The sequence below is a fragment of the Mesorhizobium sp. M1A.F.Ca.ET.072.01.1.1 genome, assembly GCF_004023325.1.
Taxonomy (GTDB): Bacteria; Pseudomonadota; Alphaproteobacteria; order Rhizobiales; family Rhizobiaceae; genus Mesorhizobium.
The window spans coordinates 1-19,219 of record NZ_RZSF01000055.1; the positions used below are offsets into that span (position 1 = coordinate 1).

General features: G+C 59.5%; 23 protein-coding genes and 2 tRNA genes. 9 read left to right on the plus strand and 16 right to left on the minus strand.

Features of this window, described 5'->3' with window-relative positions; all coding sequences use genetic code 11:
• From EOA32_RS10835 to EOA32_RS10875, 9 genes are all read right to left on the minus strand, one after another.
• On the minus strand, positions 1–522 hold a 522-nt coding region (locus EOA32_RS10835), incomplete at its 3' end, for a dihydroxy-acid dehydratase (RefSeq protein WP_189407049.1).
• A 294-nt stretch (positions 523–816) separates the two neighbouring features.
• The gene (locus EOA32_RS10840; protein ID WP_128371742.1) at positions 817–2,064 is read right to left on the minus strand and encodes an OmpP1/FadL family transporter; all 1,248 of its coding nucleotides are present in this window, start codon (positions 2,062–2,064) and stop codon (positions 817–819) included.
• Between the two features lie 362 nt (positions 2,065–2,426).
• Positions 2,427–5,210, minus strand: a complete 2,784-nt coding sequence (locus EOA32_RS10845) for a valine--tRNA ligase (protein ID WP_128371743.1) — start codon at positions 5,208–5,210, stop codon at positions 2,427–2,429.
• 220 nt (positions 5,211–5,430) lie between these two features.
• On the minus strand, positions 5,431–6,240 hold the full coding sequence (locus tag EOA32_RS10850; RefSeq protein ID WP_128371744.1) for a PopZ family protein: 810 nt from the start codon (positions 6,238–6,240) through the stop codon (positions 5,431–5,433).
• Between the two features lie 233 nt (positions 6,241–6,473).
• The gene (locus EOA32_RS10855) at positions 6,474–7,868 is read right to left on the minus strand and encodes a TolC family outer membrane protein (protein ID WP_066999937.1); all 1,395 of its coding nucleotides are present in this window, start codon (positions 7,866–7,868) and stop codon (positions 6,474–6,476) included.
• Between the two features lie 181 nt (positions 7,869–8,049).
• Complete coding sequence (locus EOA32_RS10860; RefSeq protein WP_066999934.1) at positions 8,050–8,724, minus strand: protein-L-isoaspartate O-methyltransferase; 675 nt, start codon at positions 8,722–8,724, stop codon at positions 8,050–8,052.
• 126 nt (positions 8,725–8,850) lie between these two features.
• Positions 8,851–8,924: transfer RNA gene (locus tag EOA32_RS10865), tRNA-Cys, on the minus strand.
• 177 nt (positions 8,925–9,101) lie between these two features.
• Positions 9,102–9,362 carry a hypothetical protein gene (locus EOA32_RS10870; protein WP_066999931.1) on the minus strand — a complete coding sequence of 87 codons (261 nt, stop codon included), beginning with the start codon at positions 9,360–9,362 and terminating at the stop codon, positions 9,102–9,104.
• A complete protein-coding gene (locus tag EOA32_RS10875; protein ID WP_095780750.1) occupies positions 9,363–9,563 on the minus strand; it encodes a hypothetical protein in 201 nt (66 codons plus the stop codon).
• A gap of 14 nt (positions 9,564–9,577) precedes the next feature.
• Between EOA32_RS10875 and EOA32_RS10880 the strand changes: the two genes are divergently transcribed.
• Positions 9,578–9,652 (plus strand) — tRNA-Asn (locus EOA32_RS10880).
• Positions 9,653–10,323: 671 nt separating this feature from the next.
• Here the strand turns inward: EOA32_RS10880 and EOA32_RS10885 are convergent.
• The gene (locus tag EOA32_RS10885; RefSeq protein ID WP_128371745.1) at positions 10,324–10,602 is read right to left on the minus strand and encodes an HNH endonuclease; all 279 of its coding nucleotides are present in this window, start codon (positions 10,600–10,602) and stop codon (positions 10,324–10,326) included.
• A gap of 1 nt (position 10,603) precedes the next feature.
• On the minus strand, positions 10,604–10,948 hold the full coding sequence (locus tag EOA32_RS10890) for a hypothetical protein (RefSeq protein ID WP_128371746.1): 345 nt from the start codon (positions 10,946–10,948) through the stop codon (positions 10,604–10,606).
• Positions 10,949–11,118: 170 nt separating this feature from the next.
• On the opposite strand from EOA32_RS10890, the gene EOA32_RS10895 reads away from it, so the two are divergent.
• The 5 genes from EOA32_RS10895 (at position 11,119) to EOA32_RS10915 (ending at position 14,529) form a co-directional block, all read left to right on the plus strand.
• On the plus strand, positions 11,119–11,328 hold the full coding sequence (locus EOA32_RS10895; protein WP_245499239.1) for a hypothetical protein: 210 nt from the start codon (positions 11,119–11,121) through the stop codon (positions 11,326–11,328).
• 805 nt (positions 11,329–12,133) lie between these two features.
• Positions 12,134–12,592, plus strand: coding sequence for a hypothetical protein (locus EOA32_RS38500; RefSeq protein WP_189407050.1), 459 nt, complete (start codon positions 12,134–12,136; stop codon positions 12,590–12,592).
• A gap of 24 nt (positions 12,593–12,616) precedes the next feature.
• Positions 12,617–13,144, plus strand: a complete 528-nt coding sequence (locus EOA32_RS10905; protein ID WP_128371749.1) for a DNA-binding protein — start codon at positions 12,617–12,619, stop codon at positions 13,142–13,144.
• A 104-nt stretch (positions 13,145–13,248) separates the two neighbouring features.
• Positions 13,249–13,701 (plus strand): MucR family transcriptional regulator, encoded by a 453-nt coding sequence (locus EOA32_RS10910; protein WP_128371750.1) that lies wholly within the window; start codon positions 13,249–13,251, stop codon positions 13,699–13,701.
• Between the two features lie 27 nt (positions 13,702–13,728).
• A complete protein-coding gene (locus EOA32_RS10915; protein ID WP_128371751.1) occupies positions 13,729–14,529 on the plus strand; it encodes a hypothetical protein in 801 nt (266 codons plus the stop codon).
• A gap of 473 nt (positions 14,530–15,002) precedes the next feature.
• Here EOA32_RS10915 and EOA32_RS10920 read toward each other — a convergent pair whose 3' ends face one another.
• Positions 15,003–15,401, minus strand: coding sequence for a hypothetical protein (locus EOA32_RS10920; protein WP_128371752.1), 399 nt, complete (start codon positions 15,399–15,401; stop codon positions 15,003–15,005).
• Here EOA32_RS10920 and EOA32_RS38505 point away from each other — a divergent pair.
• From EOA32_RS38505 to EOA32_RS10930, 3 genes are all read left to right on the plus strand, one after another.
• Positions 15,400–15,576, plus strand: coding sequence for a hypothetical protein (locus EOA32_RS38505; protein WP_189407053.1), 177 nt, complete (start codon positions 15,400–15,402; stop codon positions 15,574–15,576). The two genes, EOA32_RS10920 and EOA32_RS38505, sit on opposite strands and share 2 nt — an antisense overlap.
• 11 nt (positions 15,577–15,587) lie before the next feature.
• Positions 15,588–15,881 (plus strand): hypothetical protein, encoded by a 294-nt coding sequence (locus EOA32_RS10925; RefSeq protein WP_128371753.1) that lies wholly within the window; start codon positions 15,588–15,590, stop codon positions 15,879–15,881.
• Positions 15,882–16,520: 639 nt separating this feature from the next.
• Positions 16,521–17,198, plus strand: a complete 678-nt coding sequence (locus EOA32_RS10930) for a hypothetical protein (RefSeq protein ID WP_128371754.1) — start codon at positions 16,521–16,523, stop codon at positions 17,196–17,198.
• A gap of 86 nt (positions 17,199–17,284) precedes the next feature.
• On the opposite strand, the gene EOA32_RS10935 is transcribed toward EOA32_RS10930, so the two are convergent.
• From EOA32_RS10935 to EOA32_RS10955, 4 genes are all read right to left on the minus strand, one after another.
• Positions 17,285–17,557 carry a hypothetical protein gene (locus EOA32_RS10935; RefSeq protein WP_128371755.1) on the minus strand — a complete coding sequence of 91 codons (273 nt, stop codon included), beginning with the start codon at positions 17,555–17,557 and terminating at the stop codon, positions 17,285–17,287.
• Between the two features lie 213 nt (positions 17,558–17,770).
• Positions 17,771–18,145 carry a hypothetical protein gene (locus EOA32_RS10945; protein WP_128371757.1) on the minus strand — a complete coding sequence of 125 codons (375 nt, stop codon included), beginning with the start codon at positions 18,143–18,145 and terminating at the stop codon, positions 17,771–17,773.
• 79 nt (positions 18,146–18,224) lie between these two features.
• A complete protein-coding gene (locus tag EOA32_RS10950; RefSeq protein WP_128371758.1) occupies positions 18,225–18,842 on the minus strand; it encodes a glycoside hydrolase family protein in 618 nt (205 codons plus the stop codon).
• Positions 18,843–18,855: 13 nt separating this feature from the next.
• Entirely contained in the window at positions 18,856–19,092 is a 237-nt protein-coding gene (locus EOA32_RS10955) for a hypothetical protein (RefSeq protein ID WP_128371759.1), read from the minus strand.
• Positions 19,093–19,219 lie beyond the last annotated feature (127 nt).

The following is a 19,219-nucleotide window of genomic DNA, read 5'->3' on the forward strand; positions in this document are numbered from 1 at the left end:
GACCGCCTCGAACACATCCTGCACGGTGATCTGCCTTCCGCGGTAGCTGCCGGGCAGGATCGAACCGCCATAAATGAAGATCGACGGCACGTTGAGCCGCACCATCGCCATCATCATGCCGGGCAGCGACTTGTCGCAGCCGGCAAGCCCGACCAGCGCATCATAGCAATGGCCGCGCATGGTGAGCTCGACTGAATCGGCGATCACCTCGCGCGACACCAGCGACGACTTCATGCCCTGGTGGCCCATGGCGATACCGTCCGTGACGGTGATGGTGCAGAACTCGCGCGGCGTGCCATTGGCGGCCGCGACGCCTTTCTTCACCACCTGTGCTTGGCGCATCAGCGAGATGTTGCAGGGTGCGGCCTCGTTCCAGCAGCTGGCGACGCCGACCAGCGGCTGCGCGATCTCGGCCGCCGACAGTCCCATGGCGTAGAGGTATGAACGATGCGGCGCGCGCGCCGGACCTTCGGTCACGTAGCGGCTGGGCAGCTTGGCCTTGGAGATTGCCTTGGCGTCCATCGTCGTCCTTGCCGCACACCCCGCGGCCGGTCCCATCGCCGGGCCAACCTGGCACGCGTCCCGAGACCTACTCGAGTTGCTCCGGGTTTATGGCGGGAAATGGGCAGTTCCCTCGGCTAGCCTTTTAGCTTCGGGGTTGTTCATAAACTGTTGCTGAAACGTCACAATCGTCTGAAGCGCCGGCTGTGCAGCTAATTTGCAACACAGGATCGGCCAACCAGCCCAGGCCGTTGATTGCCCAATAGAAAAAGGCCGGGCGGTGCCCGGCCTTCTTCGCGGAACTGCGGGAGCGGCTTAGAACTTGATCTTTATGCCACCCGAGATCGCCGTGACCAAATCGTTGCCGAAGTCGTAGCTGACGTCCGTACCGGCCACATAGCCATTCTCATCGGTCAACGTACCGGAGTGACCGCTCGTCATGACGCCGATAGCACCTGCCAGGCGAATCTCGATGTTCGGCTTCGGGGTATAGGCAACGCCGCCGCCAAGGGTCCAGGTGTCGGTCTGCGAGCCGTAGCCGTGGGAGGTGCCACGGTCCCAGGTCAGTTGGCCGGCCGCGGCCCACTGATCGTTGAACTTGTGACCGATACCCCCAGAAATTGTCCAGCCGTCGCGATACATAAGGTCAAGAGACGTCAGCCGGATCGGAAACGGCGAAACAGTGGTGCAGGCGGCAAGTCCCTGCGAGGCTTGCGAACAGATCGGAATGCTCTGCAGTAAGCTCCAGTTGACCCACTTGATCGAGCCGAAGGCCAGCCAACCGGGTGCAATGCCCGATTGCAACTTCAATTCCACCGTATCCGGCATGTATTGCGTGGGGGCGTAGATTGCTGTGGTGCCCTGCCCGAGATTGGTCAGGTCAAGCGTACCCGAGATATTGTCGAGCTTGACCTTGGAATTGTAGACGAGGCTGGCGCGTAGGGCGATATCCGGAATTTCGTAAGCGATACCGGCGCGCCAACCCCAGCCGCGGCTATCCAGATCAACACGGCCGGTGCCCTGGAAATCGGGAACCAGTGGCGACACCAAGCTCTCTTTGAAGCCATAGACTTCCTGGTAAAATACGCCGCCAATGAAGCGAAGCTGGCCCTTACCGACGTCCATCTTGTAAGAGCACGTACCCGCGTAGTTGTTGCTCTTGATGTCGGTTTCCATGTTGGATTGGGCACCAGCCCAGAGGCCCGGAGCGGTATGCGCTCCCCACGGCTGCGAATAGTCGACCATGCAGACGACGCCAGGGACAAGCTGTGCCTTGACGCCGATGCGCGGCACCCAATAGTCCTCACTGTCCTTCGCAGTACTGCCAAGCGCGGTCACATTGCCGTCGCTCGGGTCGGTATCCACCGCGTTCTTGAGCTTGCGGTTGGGCATCACATAAGTTGCTTCCGCTTCCGTCGCGAACGGCGCCGGATCGAACAGCAGGTCGATGTCATAGCCGCCGCGCTCAATGCCGCCGGCATGCGCCGGGTGCATCGCCGATCCGATCAAAGCCAGCGAGAAGCACCCTGCCCCCAGCAGTGCTTTGAGCCGCAAAACGTTCATGGAAATCCCTCCCCGAAACACGAAGTGGGGCAAGCTAGAACCAATTCAGGTTAACGGCGCAACAACGAATTCGTGAGCTGTACATGTACACCTTGACAGCTCGTATTTTCGCCATGGTCATCGACCGCCCATTGAGCCCTAAAAGCGGCTCACTCGGCATCGGCGCGAGAGAAAAAATTGCAAAAACGGTCCGAAACAGCTCAAAAACGGGCCATTTTGAACGGAATAGGCCCCATTGTTACATTACGGCAACAATGGGGCCAAAACTTTCCGTTTACGTCAAAATTAACCCAACGGCAGGCCCTTATCCGAGTGTAGTGACGCTTCGTAAAGCGCCCTCCAGCGGAGCCGAATCTTGCCGGTCACCCGGCGTCTCGGACCCTGGTCAGGGCGACTGAAAGCTTCTCTTGCGCCTCGCGATATTCGGCGAGCTTTTCGCGCTCTGCCTCGACCACCTCCTGCGGCGCGTTGGCGACGAACTTCTCGTTGGAGAGCTTCTTGTGCAGGCGGGCGATCTCCTCGGTCACCTTGGCCAGTTCCTTCTGCAGCCGCGTTGCTTCGGCCTGAAGGTCGATCAGGCTGCCGAGCGGCAGACAGACGGTTGCCTCGTTAAGAACGATCTGGGCCGAGCCTTTCGGCGGCGCATCGACCAGCGCGATGTCGCCGACGCGCGCCAGCCGCTTGATGGCCTGGGCGTGGCGCTCCAGTCTTTCCTGTGTAAGGGCATTGGCGCCGATCACCGTCAGCGGCGCGATCGCCGCCGGCGGCACGTTCATTTCCGAGCGCACCGAGCGAATGCCGGAGACGAGCTCGACCAGCCAGTTGATGTCGGCGGCAGCCTCGTCATCCTCGAAATCGGGCGCGGGCCAGGCGGCGTGGCAAAGCAGGGAGGTGCGTACCTTCCCCTCGCCTGCGGTCTGCGCCCACAGCTCCTCGGTCATGAACGGCATCATCGGGTGCAGCAGCTTGTAGATCTCGTCCAGCACGAAGGCGACACAGGCCCGGCTCTCCGCCTTGGCCGCCTCGTCCGTGCCCATGAACACCGGCTTAAGCAGTTCCAGATACCTGTCGCAGAACAAGTTCCAGACGAAGCGATAGGCGGCGCCCGCCGCCTCGTTGAAGCGGTAGGTGGTGATGCCCTCCGTGATCGCCCGCGCCGCCCGCGTCAGCTCGGTCAGGATCCAGCGGTTGACCGCGAGCTTGGCGTCGTGCAGCCAGAAATCGTCGTTCCTGGCGACCTCGTTCATTTCGGCGAAGCGCGTGGCGTTCCAGAGCTTGGTCCCGAAATTGCGGTATCCGGCGATACGCGCCGGGTCGAGCTTCACGTCGCGCCCCTGCGCTGCCATCACGGTCAAGGTGAAGCGCAGCGCGTCGGCGCCATACTCGTCGATCAGTTCGAGCGGGTCGATGACGTTGCCTTTCGACTTCGACATCTTCTGCCCGTTCTTGTCGCGCACCAGCGCATGAACATAGACCGTGTGGAACGGCTCCTCGTTCATGAAATGCAGGCCCATCATCATCATCCGGGCCACCCAGAAGAAGATGATGTCGAAGCCGGTCACCAGCACGTCGGTCTGGTAGTAGGTCTTCAGCTCCGGCGTCTGGTCAGGCCAGCCGAGCGTCGAGAACGGCCACAGCGCCGAGGAGAACCAGGTGTCGAGAACGTCCTCGTCGCGCGTCAGGATCTCGCCCGGCTTGAAATTTTCAAGCTTGTCCTCGACCCAGGCCTTCCACGGGCCTTCCAGCGCCAAATAATATTCGACCGCCGCGGCCAGCGCTTCCTCTTCGGTCTTCTCGACGAAGACGCGTCCGTCCGGCCCGTACCAGGCCGGAATCTGGTGCCCCCACCACAGCTGCCGCGAGATGCACCAGGGCTGGATGTTCTCCATCCAGTCGTAATAGGTCTTTTCCCAGTTCCTCGGCACGAAGTTCGTGCGGCCCTCGCGCACAGAGGCAATGGCCGGCTTGGCGAGCTCCGCCGCGTTGACGTACCACTGGTCGGTGAGGAACGGCTCGATCGGCACGCCGCCGCGATCGCCATGCGGCACGGTGTGGCGATGCGGCTCGACCTTTTCCAGGAAGCCGCCCGCTTCTATCAGCTCGACGATCTTCTTGCGCGCCACGAAGCGATCCAGCCCGTCGAGCTCATCCCAGACGGCCTGGCGCTGCGGAGTCACTTCAAGACCGGCAAGGAACTCCTCGTTATCCTTGAGCTTGATGTAGGCTTCGACGGTCAGGATGTTGATCGCCGGCAGCTTGTGGCGCTTGCCGACCTCAAAGTCGTTGAAGTCATGCGCCGGGGTGATCTTGACCGCGCCGGAACCCTTTTCCGGATCCGAATACTCATCCGCCACAACGGGTATCCTGCGGCCGACGATCGGCAGGATGACGTGCTTGCCGACCAGGTCGCGAAACCGCTCGTCGTCGGGGTGCACCGCCACCGCCGTGTCGCCCAGCATGGTTTCCGGGCGTGTCGTGGCGACGGTGATGAAGGTCTGCGGATTCTCGGGATCGAACGCCAGGCCTTCGACCGGGTAGCGGAAATGCCAGAGATTGCCGTTGACCTCATGCTGCTCGACCTCGAGGTCGGAAATAGCCGTCAACAGCTTCGGATCCCAGTTCACAAGGCGCTTGTCCTTGTAGATCAGTCCCTGCTTGTAGAGGGTGACGAACACCTCCAGCACCGCCTTGGACAGACCCTCGTCCATGGTGAAGCGCTCTCGGCTCCAGTCGGCCGAGGCACCGAGCCGCCTCAGCTGGTTAAAGATCGCGCCGCCGGATTCGGCTTTCCACTCCCAGACCTTCTCGATGAACTCCTCGCGCGACAGGTCGCGGCGATGGATCTGCCTCTCCATCAGCTGCCGCTCGACCACCATCTGCGTGGCGATGCCGGCATGATCCATGCCCGGCTGCCACAGCACATTCTTGCCGCGCATGCGCTCGAACCGCACCAGGATATCCTGCAGCGTGTTGTTGAGCGCGTGCCCCATATGCAGCGAGCCCGTAACGTTCGGCGGCGGGATGACGATGGTGAAGGCTTCCGCCCCTTCCTCCGCGCCGGCGCCGGCGCGGAACGCATCGGCCTCTTCCCAGATTTTGGCGATCTTCGGCTCGACGGTCTTGGCGTCGTAGGTTTTATCAAGCATGGAGGAAGTCCGAACTGTCGGGAACAAGCGTCCGGTGTAAATCGGAAGCTCTTGGCCGAGTCAACCGCGAGAAGGATGGGCCCGCCTTGCCCAGATAGGCTTGCGGCGATCTGCGGCAAGCCCATGACTCATCGCGAGACAGATCGCGCGGCCACATTTTCGCGGAAATAAAAAGCACCGCCTGAGGGTGGCGCTTTTTGCGCTGAAAGCCCAGACGAAATCACTGCGCGCCGCGCGCCACGCGCTCGATTTCCTCGCGCACCAGCCGTTCGACCAGGGTCGGCAGGTTGTTGTCGAGCCAGTCCTGCAGCATCGGCCGCAGCATCTCCTCGGCCATCTCGTCGAAGCTCTTCTTGCTGCGGCTGGCGAAGGCATCGGAAAGCTCGCCGAAGGCCGCCGCGACCTGACGGCCCGCATGCTCGGACAGGATTGCCGGCCGGGCTGGCGGCAGGTCGGCCGAGGATGGCGCCGAAACGTTGTCGGGCGCCGCGGGTTCGGTGGTTGGCGCGGCAAGATCCTCCTCGTCGATCTCGACTTCGGGCGCCACTTCCGGAGTTGCTACCTTCGCCTTGACGGAGTTTCCGCCAACGGCGGCGATCTCGCGCCGCCAATCGGCGACGATGGTATCGGCACTTTGCGGCACGCTCTCCGCTGCCCTCGCGACCGCCGGGGTGTCCGGCTCGGCGGCTACCCTGGCCCCGACTTCCGCCAGGGTGGTGGGAGCGGGCGCGGTCTTCACCGGTTCAGGGCCGGTCTCGGCGATCGTCGGATCGGACGCCGCAAGCTGGGACTGTATTTCCGCCAGACTCACCGGCTTGCTGGGAGCGGATCCGACGTTGAGCTCGGAACGGAAGGCATCATCAAGGTCGGCCGTCTGCGCTGCCGGCGTCGGCCGGAGGTCCTGGCGAACGTCACCGTTGTCCGCCGCCGGTTGCTTGCGGCCGGTGTCGCTGTCCTCGATGATCCTTCGGATGGAAGCAAGTATCTCTTCCATGGAAGGTTCGCGCTGCGCGCTGCTCGCTGTCGCCATCGTCACATCCGCCGCCTTTGTGACTTGTTCAAGATTTCCATTCCGGCAAGACCGGAATTCGAATCAATGCGGACAGCGTAACCGACCGATCGTCATCCGAGAATCCCCAATCTGGGGAGACGTTGGATTTCAACAGATTAGCTCGCTACGCCGCCGGCAGCCGACCGTCTGGTTCCAATGCAAAAGCGCCGCGCATCCATTGGACACGCGGCGCTTTTGGAAATGCCAAAGGTTCAGCGGCCGTCCGGCGTGCGCAGCCCGATCCACTTGTCCTTGACGGCGTTGTAGTGCTCTTCCGGGTTGTATTTCGTGACCGCCAGGCCGAGTTGGCCGGCGGACAGGCGGCCAATCGCCGACAGGATGGCGTAGCTCGCCACGACGACATCGCGCTCGGAGCTCGCCTGGTTGATCTTGGCGGTGATGACGGCGTTCTGCGCGTTGAGCACGTCGAGCGTGGTGCGCTGGCCGACATTGCGTTCCTCGATGACGCCGTTGAGCGCCAGTTGCGCGGCGGCGATCACCTGCCTGTTGGCATCCACGCTTTCGCGCGCGGCGGTGTATTGCGTCCACGCCGAAGCCACGGCCTGGCGCACCTGGTCGCGGCTGACGTCGACCTCGATGCGGGCCTGGCTGAGCGATTCCTTCGATTGGCGGACCAGCGCAGAGGTGCGCCCGCCCGAATAGATCGGCACGGTAAGCGTTGCACCGATATTGGCCGAATTGGTCGTTCCTTCGGAACCCGCCGATGCAAAAACGCCGGGCGAGGTGTTGCGATACTGGCTCGAAATCCCGGCGCTGGCGGAAAGCTGCGGCAATAGCGCCCCTTCGGCCGACTTAACCGAAAAGGCCGCGGCGTCGACGAGATGCTCGGTGGCAAGGATGGCCGGATGCTCCGCGGCGGCAATGGTGAAGGCCGAATCGAGACTTCCCGGCAGCAGCTTTCCAACCGGCGCGGCCGCCTTGAGCTTGCCCGGCTCGTCGCCGATGATCTGGTGGTAGGTCGCAGCGCTTGCCAGCGCCGTCGCGCGAGCGCTGGCGAGTTGCGCCACCGCGGTCGCCCGCGAGGCATCGGCCTGTGCGACGTCGGTGCGGGTGCCCTCTCCGACCTCGAAGCGCGACCGCGCGGCGCGCGCCTGCTCGGTCAGGAATTGCAGGTTCTGTGCGGTCAGGACCGCGATCTGGCGATCGCGAATCACATCCATGTAGGCGCTTGCCGCGTTGAACAGGATGTTCTCTTCGGTGTTGCGGAGACTTTCTTGCGAGGCCCTGACCTGCGCTTCGGCCGCGGCGACATTGTTCTTGGTTTGAAAGCCGTCGAACAGCGTCTGGTCGATCTCAACCCCGAAATTGCCCGTAGTGATATTTAAGGTTTGACCCAGGTTGTTGTTGCGGCTGCTCGTGTAGTCGATGCTTGCCGATCCCCTGATCGTCGGCCGGTAGCCGGACTTGGCGATGGCCACGCCCTCGTCGGTGACACGGGTGCCCGCGCGGGCGGAATTCAGCTGGGAATTGTATTGATAGGCTTTGGCGAGCGCGCCGGTGATGGTTTCGGCGGATGCTGCCAGCGGCGAAAGCGCGGTCGCCGAAACAAGTATGGCTGATAGAAAAGTCTTGTGTAGGGGCGGCACGTATTATCCCTCATTCGTTTGCATGGGAACCACGCCGCGCACCTTTTCCATCCGGATCAGCTAGCGCCGCGTGTTTATCGTCCCCCGCTGACAGCCCCCGAAAATGCACGTGAAGCAAATCAGCAACGATTGTTCAAGCGCAAGCGATCATGACAGCGCCTTCGCTGCAAGGCAAAACCGCTCAAAATTCGAACGCATGAGCACGTTCGAACCCCGGTAGTGGCTTAATTGCCGCATTAAATGCGCGTCTGCCGGTTACAACCCCCCCGGCCTTGACAAAAAGACGCGCAACGCCAGAGTTGCCCTGCCCCTCGACCACAACCAGCCGTCCGTCCTCGGCGAGCTGGCCGAGCAATGCCGCGGGCACCTCCTCGACGCTGCCGCCGATGAAGATGACGTCATAGGGCGCCGCGGCGGCATGACCCTGCGGTAACGGCCCGATCACTACGGTGGTGTTCTGGCAATCCAGTGCCGAAAGGGTCGACTTCGCGGCTTCGGCAAGCGCCGGGTCGCTTTCGAGCGCAACCACCGATTTTGCGATTCGGGAAAGCAGCGCGGCCGAATAGCCGGTGCCGCAGCCGACATCGAGCACCGAATCGGTGTCGCTGATTTCGGCCAGTTGCAAAAGCTTGGCGAGCGGTGACGGTTCCATCAGATAGCGGGCACCGCCGCCACTGACGCCATCGGTGACGCGGATGTCCTCGTCGATATAGGCCAGGTCCCGCTGCCCGGCGCCGACAAAAGCCTCGCGCGGCACGGAAAGCATCGCTTCGATCAGCGGCGCGCTGGTCACATCGGTGGTGCGGATCTGGCCATCGACCATCTTCACGCGGCGTTCGGAGAAATCAGCGTTCATGTCCCAACCAACCCGCTTCCCGCGCCCAATTCGTGCCCCGCGCCCGATCCGATTTCCAGGCAAATGACGCGGGCCAATTCGACCGGAACCTAGCGCCCCGGCGCGACAGCGCCGGAGCCCGGGCATTGGAGGCCTCGCCCGGAATCGAACCGGGGTGCAAGGATTTGCAGTCCTCTGCGTAACCACTCCGCCACGAGGCCTTCCATGCTCCCGGCGTTCCGGGGCAACTCAATATGTTGGCGGTGAAAGGTCGTCAAGCACCGGCAAGTCATTCCCGATGCTTTCCCATTCGTCATCGAAGGCAGTGGTTGCCGATTGCTTGCGGCCGATCCCAATGGTGTCGGCGGCACCTGCCGCACTCTCTCCCTGCAAAGCGCTCAATCCGGCCGGCGGCGGCGTTCCCACCAGACGACGAAGCGGCGCCTGTGACGTCGCACCAGTGCGAATTCGTAGGACAGGACCAGCAGGCCGATCGGAACCATCCAGAAACCGAGAATCGGCAGAAAGCCCAGAATCCCGCCGATTGTGAGCAGCACGCCGATCGCGATCCGCAATCCCCGCGAGCGCGGCATGGAGAAGTCGCGGCCGAAGACCGTGATCTTGCGCGCCGGTGGGTTATCGTCGTCAGTTGCCGTCATTCAAAGCCAGATCCCATCTGCGCGGCCGATGTCATAAATACCAAAGGACGACCAGCCGCATTGTTCCATGCCGGTGTCAAGCCGCTCATATGTGGGCACGCCGAAGCGATGCCACAAATCGCCGCACGAAAAACTGCAGAAAAATTGCGAATTGCTGCTTTGCAAAGCCGAAAGGTGTTTGCTATAGGCTGCGCCACTCACGTCAGAGCCTCCGTTCCCCGGTAGCTCAGTGGTAGAGCAACCGGCTGTTAACCGGTTGGTCGCTGGTTCGAATCCGGCCCGGGGAGCCAATTGCCATTGAATTCATTATATTTATCCGCGAAATCGGGAGTCTTCCCCGCTTTCCCTCCCCGCTTTTGGCACCAGAGTGAAAGAACTCCGCAGCAGAGCCGTCAGCGCCCCAGCTGAAAACGACCGCTACACTGTCGGCAGCCATATTGGCTGGTGTCGTCGGACTTATCTTCAAGCGCGTCGAGCTTCGACGCCTTGTTGCTTAAGACATGACAGGTCGGACACGTGGCTGAGCCATCTGTGACCGGTCTATAGGTGCTAAATCGCTCCCCAGCAAAACTGACGTGCTCGATATGCTTCGCAATCCGGTTCGCGATTTCGACCAAGCCACCGTGAAGTGGCAATGTTGAAGCGTGCTCGCGCATTTTGGACTCCTATGGGACCGTTATGACGACTGCCCGAATCGCACGATAAAATGCCGAAAAAATCGCGACTGAACGAAAAAACCGCAGACGAGCCTTGTTTTTAACACCTTCGGCAGGCATACACCCATCAGCGGCCTCCGCTGGCGAGAAACGTCCCTTCAGATAGTCGGAGAGGTTTCACCTAAGCGAGGCGGCATTTGAGCCGATCGACGGCGTGGTGACCATGAATGTACCGGCACCCGCATGAGTCTCGGCAACGAAGGGAAGCGGGCGAGAGCCCGCTTTTTTGTAGCCTAGGGGACGCCTCACCACCTCTCGTAATGCTCGCCGCGCCTGATCGTCTTGTAGGTCAGCCAGTCGGCGTCGCCGCGCCCGGTATTGCAGCGGTAGCAGGCTAAGGCGATGTTTCCGCGCTCGTTGCCGCCGCGATCGGCTCGCCTGTCCAGGTGCTCAAGCGTCTCTGAGTCGGGCCGCATCTTGCTCTTGAACGAAATCCGCATCCGTACATCGCAGTAGCAGCAGCGGCCACCCTGCTTTTCCCGCAGGATGGCGCGCAGCTCAGGGCGATGAGACCCGTTGCCCATTTCAGGCAGCCCTCGCCCTCAGGGCTGAGGTTTCCCATGCGTGCTCTGCAGTCCGAACCGCTTCAGCATCACAGTCGGCGATAGGCACAAGCGCGCCGCTCAAAATCATCAGGTCCGAAACCGGCACGTCATCTCGCAGGCGTCGGATGCCGTAGACCTCGTCCCCGCGACTGGTCTTACACCGGGCCAACACCATCGAGAGGAAGGGTTGGTCTTTGTGCGAGACCAGCTGTCCGAGTTCAAAGGTCCAGTTTTCGGCAGTTGGTGTCCCTGCAAGCGCGGCGTTTGCGGCCAGCGCCGCCGCGCCAGCCAGGACAGAACGGCGGGTGATTGGGGTGTGCTGCATCTGATTTCTCCAATTGGTTCCTGCAACCCTGTAATTGGGTAAAATAACCATATGAGCAGTCGCCGCTTGCCGTCAAGAGCAAATTTGGGTACAAACGCCATATTCAGAGTTGAGGTACACACATGCCAGTGACAGGAAACCAAATCAAAGCTGCTCGAGCCTTGGCCGGAATGGACCAGAAGGCGTTAGCCGATGCGGCAAACATCGGAATCAATACAGTTCGAAATTTTGAGGGATGGGGTAGCGCGATCGTCCGCGGTCGACTGGATACCATGCAGGCCATCAACGACGCCTTTGGCGCCGTGGGCATTGAATTGCTCGATGACGGCCAGATGTCATCGGAGGGTAGAGGCGTTCGTCTGCGCGAGCTAAAGGAATAAACCAAACAGGCGAAACCGACTTCGCCGTCAAGTTAGCTTAGGCGAAAACGCATAATGTTCTCAAAGGCTTGTGAGCGTCATCGCGACATGAGATTATGGCGATATGGCAGAGCCAGTCCGCCAGATCAGAGTTCGCGCGCCCGGCCTTCGGTGGATCAGGCGGCCCACCCACTTTGAGCCGCGGTGGATCGCTCCAGAGCAAGACAGGAAGGCAGGCTATCGACCAAAAACCATCAATCTGTCTCGGTGGGCTGGTAAGCCCGATGAGCTGGGGAAACGATGTGACGCGCTATGGGCAGACATGCTCGAATGGCGCTCATCTCGCCTAATGAACCCGTTCAGATTCGATGGAACGATAAAGTCACTTGTCACTGCCTACTCAACGCACCCGCAGAGTAGCTTCCATCAGCTAAAGGCCGTCAGCCACCGTGTCTACACCCACTACTTGGGCCAAATTGAGAAGGAAATTGGCGACCGAGCCGTAGGCGAAATATCCGGTCTGGACCTGAAGGGGTGGCATGTTCGCTGGTCCTCAAACGGCGAGAAGCCCGCGGCATCCAAGATGTGCCGCGCCGTCCTTATGGCTGCCGTTGCATTTGGCGTTGAGGCACGCCTGCCGGGCTGCGCTGATCTTGCGATCTCGCTGAAGGCAGCCAGTCGCAAATTACCAGGACCGAGGCGCCGCGAAACAGTGATGACGGCGGAGCAAGTAGTGGCTTTGCGGGCCGCCGCACACGCGGATGGCCGGCCTTCATGCGCCCTCGCCTACGCTATAGTCTTTGAGGCTGCAGCAAGATTGTGGGACGTGCTCCTGTGGCTGTCGTGGGAAGATGTCGACGCAGATCTAGTGCTGCGCTACGTGCCGTCCAAGACCAGCGGAAAGACCGGCCTGGCCGTCACCTACCCGCTCACCAAGGCGCCGATGGTGATGGAGGAGCTCGCGCACTGGCCAGAGCCGCGCAGCGGCCCGATGATCGTTTGCGAAGGCACAGGCATGCCGTACAGCAGCAACTACTTCGGTGAGAAGTGGCGGCTCGACAGAGCCAAGGCAGGGATCGCCGACAACGTGTGGGCACGCGATCTTAGGGCCAGTGGCATCACAGAGGGCCGCGCCAGCGGAGTGTCGACCGACGATGCCGCCAAGGTCGCCGGCCATGCATCAACCAGGACAACGTCGGCGGTATACGATCGCGCCACGCTCGAGGCGGCGGAGCGGTTTGCGGACGCAAGAGTCGCTTATCGCCATCGAAAGTCGCACAGCTGAAACTGCTTAGTTCGACAAGCGGCGATGACCCTCGATAGGATATACAAAGCCAACGAGGCGGCCGAGCGGATGCGCGTTACCAAGCGTGCGCTGATAAAGTTGGCCCGAAAGCATGGCGCGTGTTCGCGCGCTGGCCGCGAGTATCTTTTCTCTGAATCTGACCTGCTTGCGATCTGGCAGGCAATCCGCGAGCCGGCCGCGGGCTCGACGTTTCGACTCAATGACAGCACAGGCCCGCTCCACAGACACGCCCCTGAGGACGAATTGAAGTGGCTTGGCGCTCGCCCACCCACAAGCGTGGATCGCCGCGTTATTGGCGTTCTGAGATACTTGGATCGCCAGACAGAGCCTCTGACTTATAATGAAATCCAGCGAGCCGGCGAAAACACAATTCTACAATTGCTTCAAAAAAATCTGGTGAAGCATTGCGGGTTAGACTGCTCTGGCTCTGTGCGGGTTCGAATAACACCGGAAGGACGAGAGCAGTTGAAGATTGTTGAGCGATGGCTGCAGAAGCGCACAGCCAGAGGGCTGCACGCGAAGAAGTGGTGACTGCGCAGACACATGGCTTGGGAAAAAGCAATTGCTGCATTGGCGAGTGACCGAACTTGCACTAGAAGCGAGCGCAGAGGGGTGACTAATACAGGAGCTAAAACTTGAGCGATCAAAACGAGGCCCAAAACGGCGTTCTAATCAGCCTGACCGCGGACATCGTGTCTGCTTATGTCGGCAATAATCCCCTCCCCGTGTCAGGGCTGCCCGACCTCATCGCCTCGATCCATACGTCGCTATCCGGCATTGGCCAGGCCAGCAAGGCCAGGCAACCCGAACAGGAGCCTGCGGTCAATCCGAAGCGTTCGGTATCCCCAGAGCACATCGTTTGCCTGGAAGACGGCAAGAAGTTCAAATCGCTGAAGCGGCACCTGTCGACCGACCACGGCCTGACACCAGACGAATACCGGGCCAAATGGGGTCTGAAGCCGGACTACCCGATGGTGGCGCCTAATTATGCCGCTCAGCGATCGGAGTTGGCTAAGGCCAGCGGGCTTGGTCGGAAGCCGGCAGATAAGCCGGTCAAGAAGGCGGCGGCGAGGAAGGTACGAGCTTAAGGCGGCCAAAGGTTAGAGGGCGCACCAATGGCTAATCAACCGTTCAAGAAGATGTCCTTGATCGAGCGATGCGCTTTGACGTTTGAGTCGTTTCTGGACCGTGACTTCGCAACACGGTTTTACCAGCCAGAATTTTTGGATGGAATAGCTGCTCGTAGGCTTGAGATCGCTGCGCGGGTCGCCAAAACGGGTAGTCAGACTTTTCTCCTTGCGACTGTACTTGCCTTCTTTGATCTGATCGCGGGGAGTAGCTTCTCCTATGGAGGGCTGACCGTTCAGATTACAAAAGATCTAACACCAGTCATATCTCTTATCACCGCCAGTTCTCTGCTCGGTGCCATCTTCGCCATGATTGATGATCAGATCATTTTCAGGATCTTGCTCAAGCTTGGGGGCAGAATAAATATTCAGAGCTTCCCCCTGCTACTTATCGATAAAATGGCCCATAATCTTTGGGGCGACGCTATCGTCCCTCGCGTGTTCGGCGAGAAGTCTGGAAAGGGTCAAGCACTGGTCGTCTCAATACTGAAGATTGTGGTCGGTCTCATTTCATCTTGCATGCTGTTCTACCCCGTTTTTATGGTGTCTCGCGTCTTTTTCGATATCACGTTTTCCGATGCTAGATGGATCGCGAAGGCGCTAGCATCGCTGGCAATGGCTGTGGTGATTTGGGCTGTTTTTTTGGCCGGTATATTTATGATAAAATTCAAATTCTACCCGGCAGACTGGTACGAATCGACAAACCTTCCGACAAAAGAGTTTGAGCAGCGAATGCGCGAAGAGATTGCAGGGAAAACGGGAGGTTCATCGGCGCAGGTGACCACATGATTTCTCGCCGAACAGCTGCCGTGGACTTGCCCAGAGTTTTTGATCATCTGGCGGACCGGCTGGCCACCGAGTACCTCGTTTCACGACGTCATCAATTCGATTCTAGCGCGACTCTTGAAGATGCGATCCGTGTTGCGAAAAGCGGATTTAGGCAAGCCTCTCGGGACGGCAGGGCGGACACGCTTCTTCACGAGGGCAAGCCGTTTGGTATCGTAAGGTGGATGATACAGCAGGGACAGGCGCACACCGGTTTTGCCGCCACTGAAGAGTTCTTTTCTGCTCGCAATTCGCGATACATGTTTGGGTATGTGCGTGACTTGCAGAGGCGATTAGGCAATCTGCCCCTTGTCGCCTCTAATTGGTCAGGCCGAGAAGATGTCCAACGCTGGTTCGAATTTCTAGGCTACGAATTTGCGATGGAGCGCGGCCCTGCAAAGATATTTTTGCTGCGACCACGATAATCCACTTCGATCTCACTCATCCCGCCAGATCACCCGCTTCTCCCATCGGATCTGCACCAATCGGCGAAAGCGGATGGTGTGAGCCTGCTCCGCGGTGGGATGGAATAGCTGCGCGCTCATCCACTCCCGGCTCTTGCACTGCTGGCTGCGGACCTTGTCCCTCACACCGTCAATGGTGACGTTGCCGATTACCTCCCGCAACTCGTTTGGTTTGTAGTAACGCGTGACGTTGCAGCGGGCGCAGCGAATGCCCGCCACCTGCCCCGCGTCATGGGCGTGCGTCAGGGTCCACGGGGCGCCTCTCGGCCACTTCTCAGGTTGCTCGGGCATCCAACCGAATTGAGAACATATTCCCATCTGGTCAAGGGGCAGCTTGACTCTTTTGTTCTCATTTCGTTCACTGTTGCCCATGAGCGACGAAATCAGACTGCCGCGACCCGAATACGCCACTCCGGCCGGCGTGCAGCACCACGTTTGCGAGCATGACGGGTGCAGCCAGGATGCGGGGTGGGGTTTCGCCAAGCCAAAGCAGGCGCCGCATTGGTTCTGCTTTGAGCACCGGGCGGAAGGCGAGAAATTCCTGTAGGAGCGTGACCGATGTCCCGTCATCGACTCGTGCATGAACTGGAAAGCGCCGCCGATCACATCGCAGACGCTTCGCGAGCCGACTTGCAAGTGCTGTTGCGGAGGGCCGCACTGCTGCTCAGAAACGTGGGCGGACTCAGTCTCGATCCGAAGACCGACGAGGTGCTGAACAGCCTGGCCGCGGAGATGGGCAAGGCTAAGCCGGACCTGGTTGAGACGATCGTCGGCGAGTGGCTGGTATCTAACGCCTATCTGCCGGTGCCGCGCGAGTTGGATGAAGAGAGCGCGGTCGAGGGTAACGCATGATCAACGCGCCAAGGCATCAACTCCGATCGAAGATTGATTTGGAACCCGCCTTTCATACGATCGTCGAGTGCATGCTTGAGGCGGCGAGTATTCAATTCGCCAGGCCGGCTGATCGCTAGGGATAACGCGACCTAAAGGAGGAACGGCTGAGGGCTAGGCCTTGGCGATGATACGAGCGGCGCTACCCCAGTCAGTCTGGGTAGCCGATGAAACTTGTCAAATATCGTTTAAGACGGCATACTGGTGGATAGTAGGCCCACGATTACTGGCTGTGAAACATATGTCGGTACAAAAAAGCCGAACTGGTAGATTTTGCTGCGCCTTGGCCTTTGCTATCTATGTGCTTACGGCCTGCCAGCCTGCGGCGGCAGGGCCTAGCCCAGCGGTACCCGAGAATATCGAGGGCGGAGGAGCAGGCCCCGAGCCACTGAAATGTACGCAGTGCGATCAGAATTATTCGGCCGCCAAGCGGAAATGTTCTGCCAAGGCTGAGCAGGATGCGCGCACCGCTTGTGAGGACGAGGCTTTCACGGCAGGAGCAGCGTGCCAACGAACCTGCACAATGGGTGAGATCTACAACGCCCCGCAATGACACCTGGGTTCGTCTGCTCGAACGCATTCCAGAAGCGGGGTTTCGTAATGCGCCATTTCTTGGCTGTTCTTCTTTTCCTGCTGCCAACACCCAGTGCAGCGTATGACGCAGTCTGCGGTGGCTATACCAGAATTTACTCCGAACCAGCTTTGAACAGCCAATCTTGGATTATTCGCGAAGGGGATCCATTTCTGGTAGGTTTGGAAGTCGAAGCCACGGTTGGGGGCGGAGTATTTAATCAAGCCAAAGACATCTACGGCCGAACAGGGTATATCGACCCCGGTGATTTGCAAGGCTGCCGACATGATGTGACTCCAGGCACATACTATCCTCGGCTTGTGTTATCCGATACAATAAGGTATATTCAGAATGAAATAAATTTAGCGAGAGAGTCTTCGGACGTTTACTTCAATATATATCTAAAAGATAGGAAGTTGATTCACGTTACTTACCAAGGGGTCGAACAGGATCATCCTGATTTTTATATAGACCTACGCCATATTGAGGAAATTACTATAGGATCTGAAAATACTGCGCACCCGTTCATCTATTTCGATTGCAGTCGGGCGTGTGTTTTTTATCCAGACCACACTCGGAGTAACCGAACAGTCCTTGAGATTAGTGCCTTTTCTGCCGCTGAGGTTGCAAAGATTGCACTGGCATTCAAACATCTGTGTAGCTTTTTCCCCAAAGCCCGTTCGAAAGATCCCTTCGAAATAAAATAATCAAGTGCCTGTCCGCGGCTCGCCATTTTTAGTGCCGCAAAAACAAAAAATAGCCCCGCTGCCGGTCAGGGCAACGGGGCGGAAAACTAGGAGGCGCGGCGCACTGGCTTTGCCTCAAATACACGGTCAAGGCGGCTGTTCATGCCGTCCAGCCGTTCGGCGACGGAGTCGATCGCCTTCATGATTGCTTGCGTCTGCTCCTGCATGCCGGTCTTCGTGACGTAGGTTTCGGCCGTGTGCAGTTTGTGGGCGGCAAGCTCGTCGCGGACCTTCGAAATGATGGTGCTGAACCGCCAATAGGCAGAGCCAACCGCGCCGCCAACCGCCAGCACCAGATAAACCATTTGTTCCGGCGTCATTCCCCAGCCCATCCTTTACGCAGGCGTGAGTCCCGCTCTTGGTAAAACTCTCTCAGCGCTTTCTGTCGGCGCCCGCATTCGATCAGCGACTTTCTGTCCGTAATCCACAACCGCTCGACGGTGCGTTGGCTCAACTCGCCTTTAGGCAAACGCACCGGACCAAGACACGCGGCAACCAGTTTGGCATCGGGCTCGGCCAAGACGGGCGGCACGCTAATGTATCGCGTCGATACGCATCCCTGCACTGCTAGACAAAGCAGGCCGATCGCGATCAGGGTCGGCATCCGCCTCATCTGACTTTTCCTTGATAAGCTGTTCCAGTGCTTGGTTTGCGGCCTCGAGTTCGGCGATGCGTCTCTGCTCAGCAGCCTTGGCCATTGCGTTGGCCTGCGCCTGGTGGCCGATTTCCGCCGCGGTCGCCTTGGCGATCTCAGCCTCGCGCTTTTCGTATTTGGCCGACCACACCGCGGCGGTATGCGATGAGCCAAGATGGTAGGTGTATCCAAAGGCGGCGACGATAATTAAGCAGATGGCCGCATATTTAATTAGCGACGCGTAACCACCCGTGAGTTTGTCCAGCAGGTTCATGATTTCATGCCCCGCACATAGGCCGACAAAACTTTGTAATCGAGCCATCCGGCAAAAGCGGCCGCCACAAGCAGCGCGACTACTCCAATCCCGAAACACATAGCTCGGCCTCCCCTATGCGCTGCGCGTCGCCCATCTCGCGGCGCTTGACCAGGCCATCGACAACGACGCCACCGGCTTTGTTGAAATTGGTTTGGGCTTCACAGCCCTTGCGGTACTCGCCAGCCATGTGCCAACGGGTAGCGGTCGAGCCAGCCATGCCCTTGTGCGACTTGACCGTGCCGACGCCGAAATTGTAGGCGCCGGAAAGCATTGCGGCCTGAACGCCAATCGGGAAGTTGAGGAAGTTCGGAACCTCGCGAACCAGGGGCAGCCAATAGTCGTTGTAGATCTGCTCACGGGTCATCTGCTCGCATTCCGCGCGGGTAAACGACATGTCCGGGCCAACCGGCTTGCCGTTGATGCGAGTGATGCCCGCGCAGATGTCGTAAATCTTGGCGAACCGGTCCCAATGAGACTTAAGCACCATGCCTTCCCATGGCAGGATAAGCTTGTCAGTCGCGAGGATGACGGCAGGCGGAAGAACGGTAGGAGAGGTGTCTTTGATGGTGTGCCAGCCACCTGCAGCGGCGGCGATCAGCGCAGCAGCTATCGCGGCCTGAGCCCTACGGCTCGACCGTATCCTGTTTATCGGCAATGACGCCTCCGCTTTATTGTGGTTGTGGCGTGGTGATTTTGGGCTGCGGAATGAACCGGCCTACGAGGCCGGCGAAGCCAAACACGATGCCGAGCACAGCGAACCAGCCGCGCGAGATGGGCAGTAGCCCATCGAACAGCGTCCAGAAATTGGCTATAACGTCGAGCGCTCCGAAGAAGAGCGACACGGCCACGAAATGAACGCTGTAGGCGTGACAAAGCACACGCCGCCATTCGAGTATCAGTTTCATTGTGTGACTCTGTTTGCTAGAAATCACAAAGGCGTTTCCGCCTATTTAACGAAGTAAAAGTAGGCGAGAACGCCTAAGTATTCTCTGCTGGACTTCAATATCGTTCTGTGGAATCCATCTTGCGTCA

Excerpts from the sequence above, each read along its gene's own strand:
- EOA32_RS10840 (WP_128371742.1), bottom strand. The coding sequence starts at position 2,064 with ATGAACGTTTTGCGGCTCAAAGCACTGCTGGGGGCAGGGTGCTTCTCG.
- EOA32_RS10845 (WP_128371743.1), bottom strand. The coding sequence starts at position 5,210 with ATGCTTGATAAAACCTACGACGCCAAGACCGTCGAGCCGAAGATCGCC.
- EOA32_RS10850 (WP_128371744.1), bottom strand. The coding sequence starts at position 6,240 with ATGGCGACAGCGAGCAGCGCGCAGCGCGAACCTTCCATGGAAGAGATA.
- EOA32_RS10860 (WP_066999934.1), bottom strand. The coding sequence starts at position 8,724 with ATGAACGCTGATTTCTCCGAACGCCGCGTGAAGATGGTCGATGGCCAG.
- EOA32_RS10870 (WP_066999931.1), bottom strand. The coding sequence starts at position 9,362 with ATGACGGCAACTGACGACGATAACCCACCGGCGCGCAAGATCACGGTC.
- EOA32_RS10885 (WP_128371745.1), bottom strand. The coding sequence starts at position 10,602 with ATGGGCAACGGGTCTCATCGCCCTGAGCTGCGCGCCATCCTGCGGGAA.
- EOA32_RS10890 (WP_128371746.1), bottom strand. The coding sequence starts at position 10,948 with ATGCAGCACACCCCAATCACCCGCCGTTCTGTCCTGGCTGGCGCGGCG.
- EOA32_RS10895 (WP_245499239.1), top strand. The coding sequence starts at position 11,119 with ATGGACCAGAAGGCGTTAGCCGATGCGGCAAACATCGGAATCAATACA.
- EOA32_RS10905 (WP_128371749.1), top strand. The coding sequence starts at position 12,617 with ATGACCCTCGATAGGATATACAAAGCCAACGAGGCGGCCGAGCGGATG.
- EOA32_RS10915 (WP_128371751.1), top strand. The coding sequence starts at position 13,729 with ATGGCTAATCAACCGTTCAAGAAGATGTCCTTGATCGAGCGATGCGCT.
- EOA32_RS38505 (WP_189407053.1), top strand. The coding sequence starts at position 15,400 with ATGAGCGACGAAATCAGACTGCCGCGACCCGAATACGCCACTCCGGCC.
- EOA32_RS10920 (WP_128371752.1), bottom strand. The coding sequence starts at position 15,401 with ATGGGCAACAGTGAACGAAATGAGAACAAAAGAGTCAAGCTGCCCCTT.
- EOA32_RS10925 (WP_128371753.1), top strand. The coding sequence starts at position 15,588 with ATGTCCCGTCATCGACTCGTGCATGAACTGGAAAGCGCCGCCGATCAC.
- EOA32_RS10930 (WP_128371754.1), top strand. The coding sequence starts at position 16,521 with ATGCGCCATTTCTTGGCTGTTCTTCTTTTCCTGCTGCCAACACCCAGT.
- EOA32_RS10935 (WP_128371755.1), bottom strand. The coding sequence starts at position 17,557 with ATGACGCCGGAACAAATGGTTTATCTGGTGCTGGCGGTTGGCGGCGCG.
- EOA32_RS10945 (WP_128371757.1), bottom strand. The coding sequence starts at position 18,145 with ATGAACCTGCTGGACAAACTCACGGGTGGTTACGCGTCGCTAATTAAA.
- EOA32_RS10955 (WP_128371759.1), bottom strand. The coding sequence starts at position 19,092 with ATGAAACTGATACTCGAATGGCGGCGTGTGCTTTGTCACGCCTACAGC.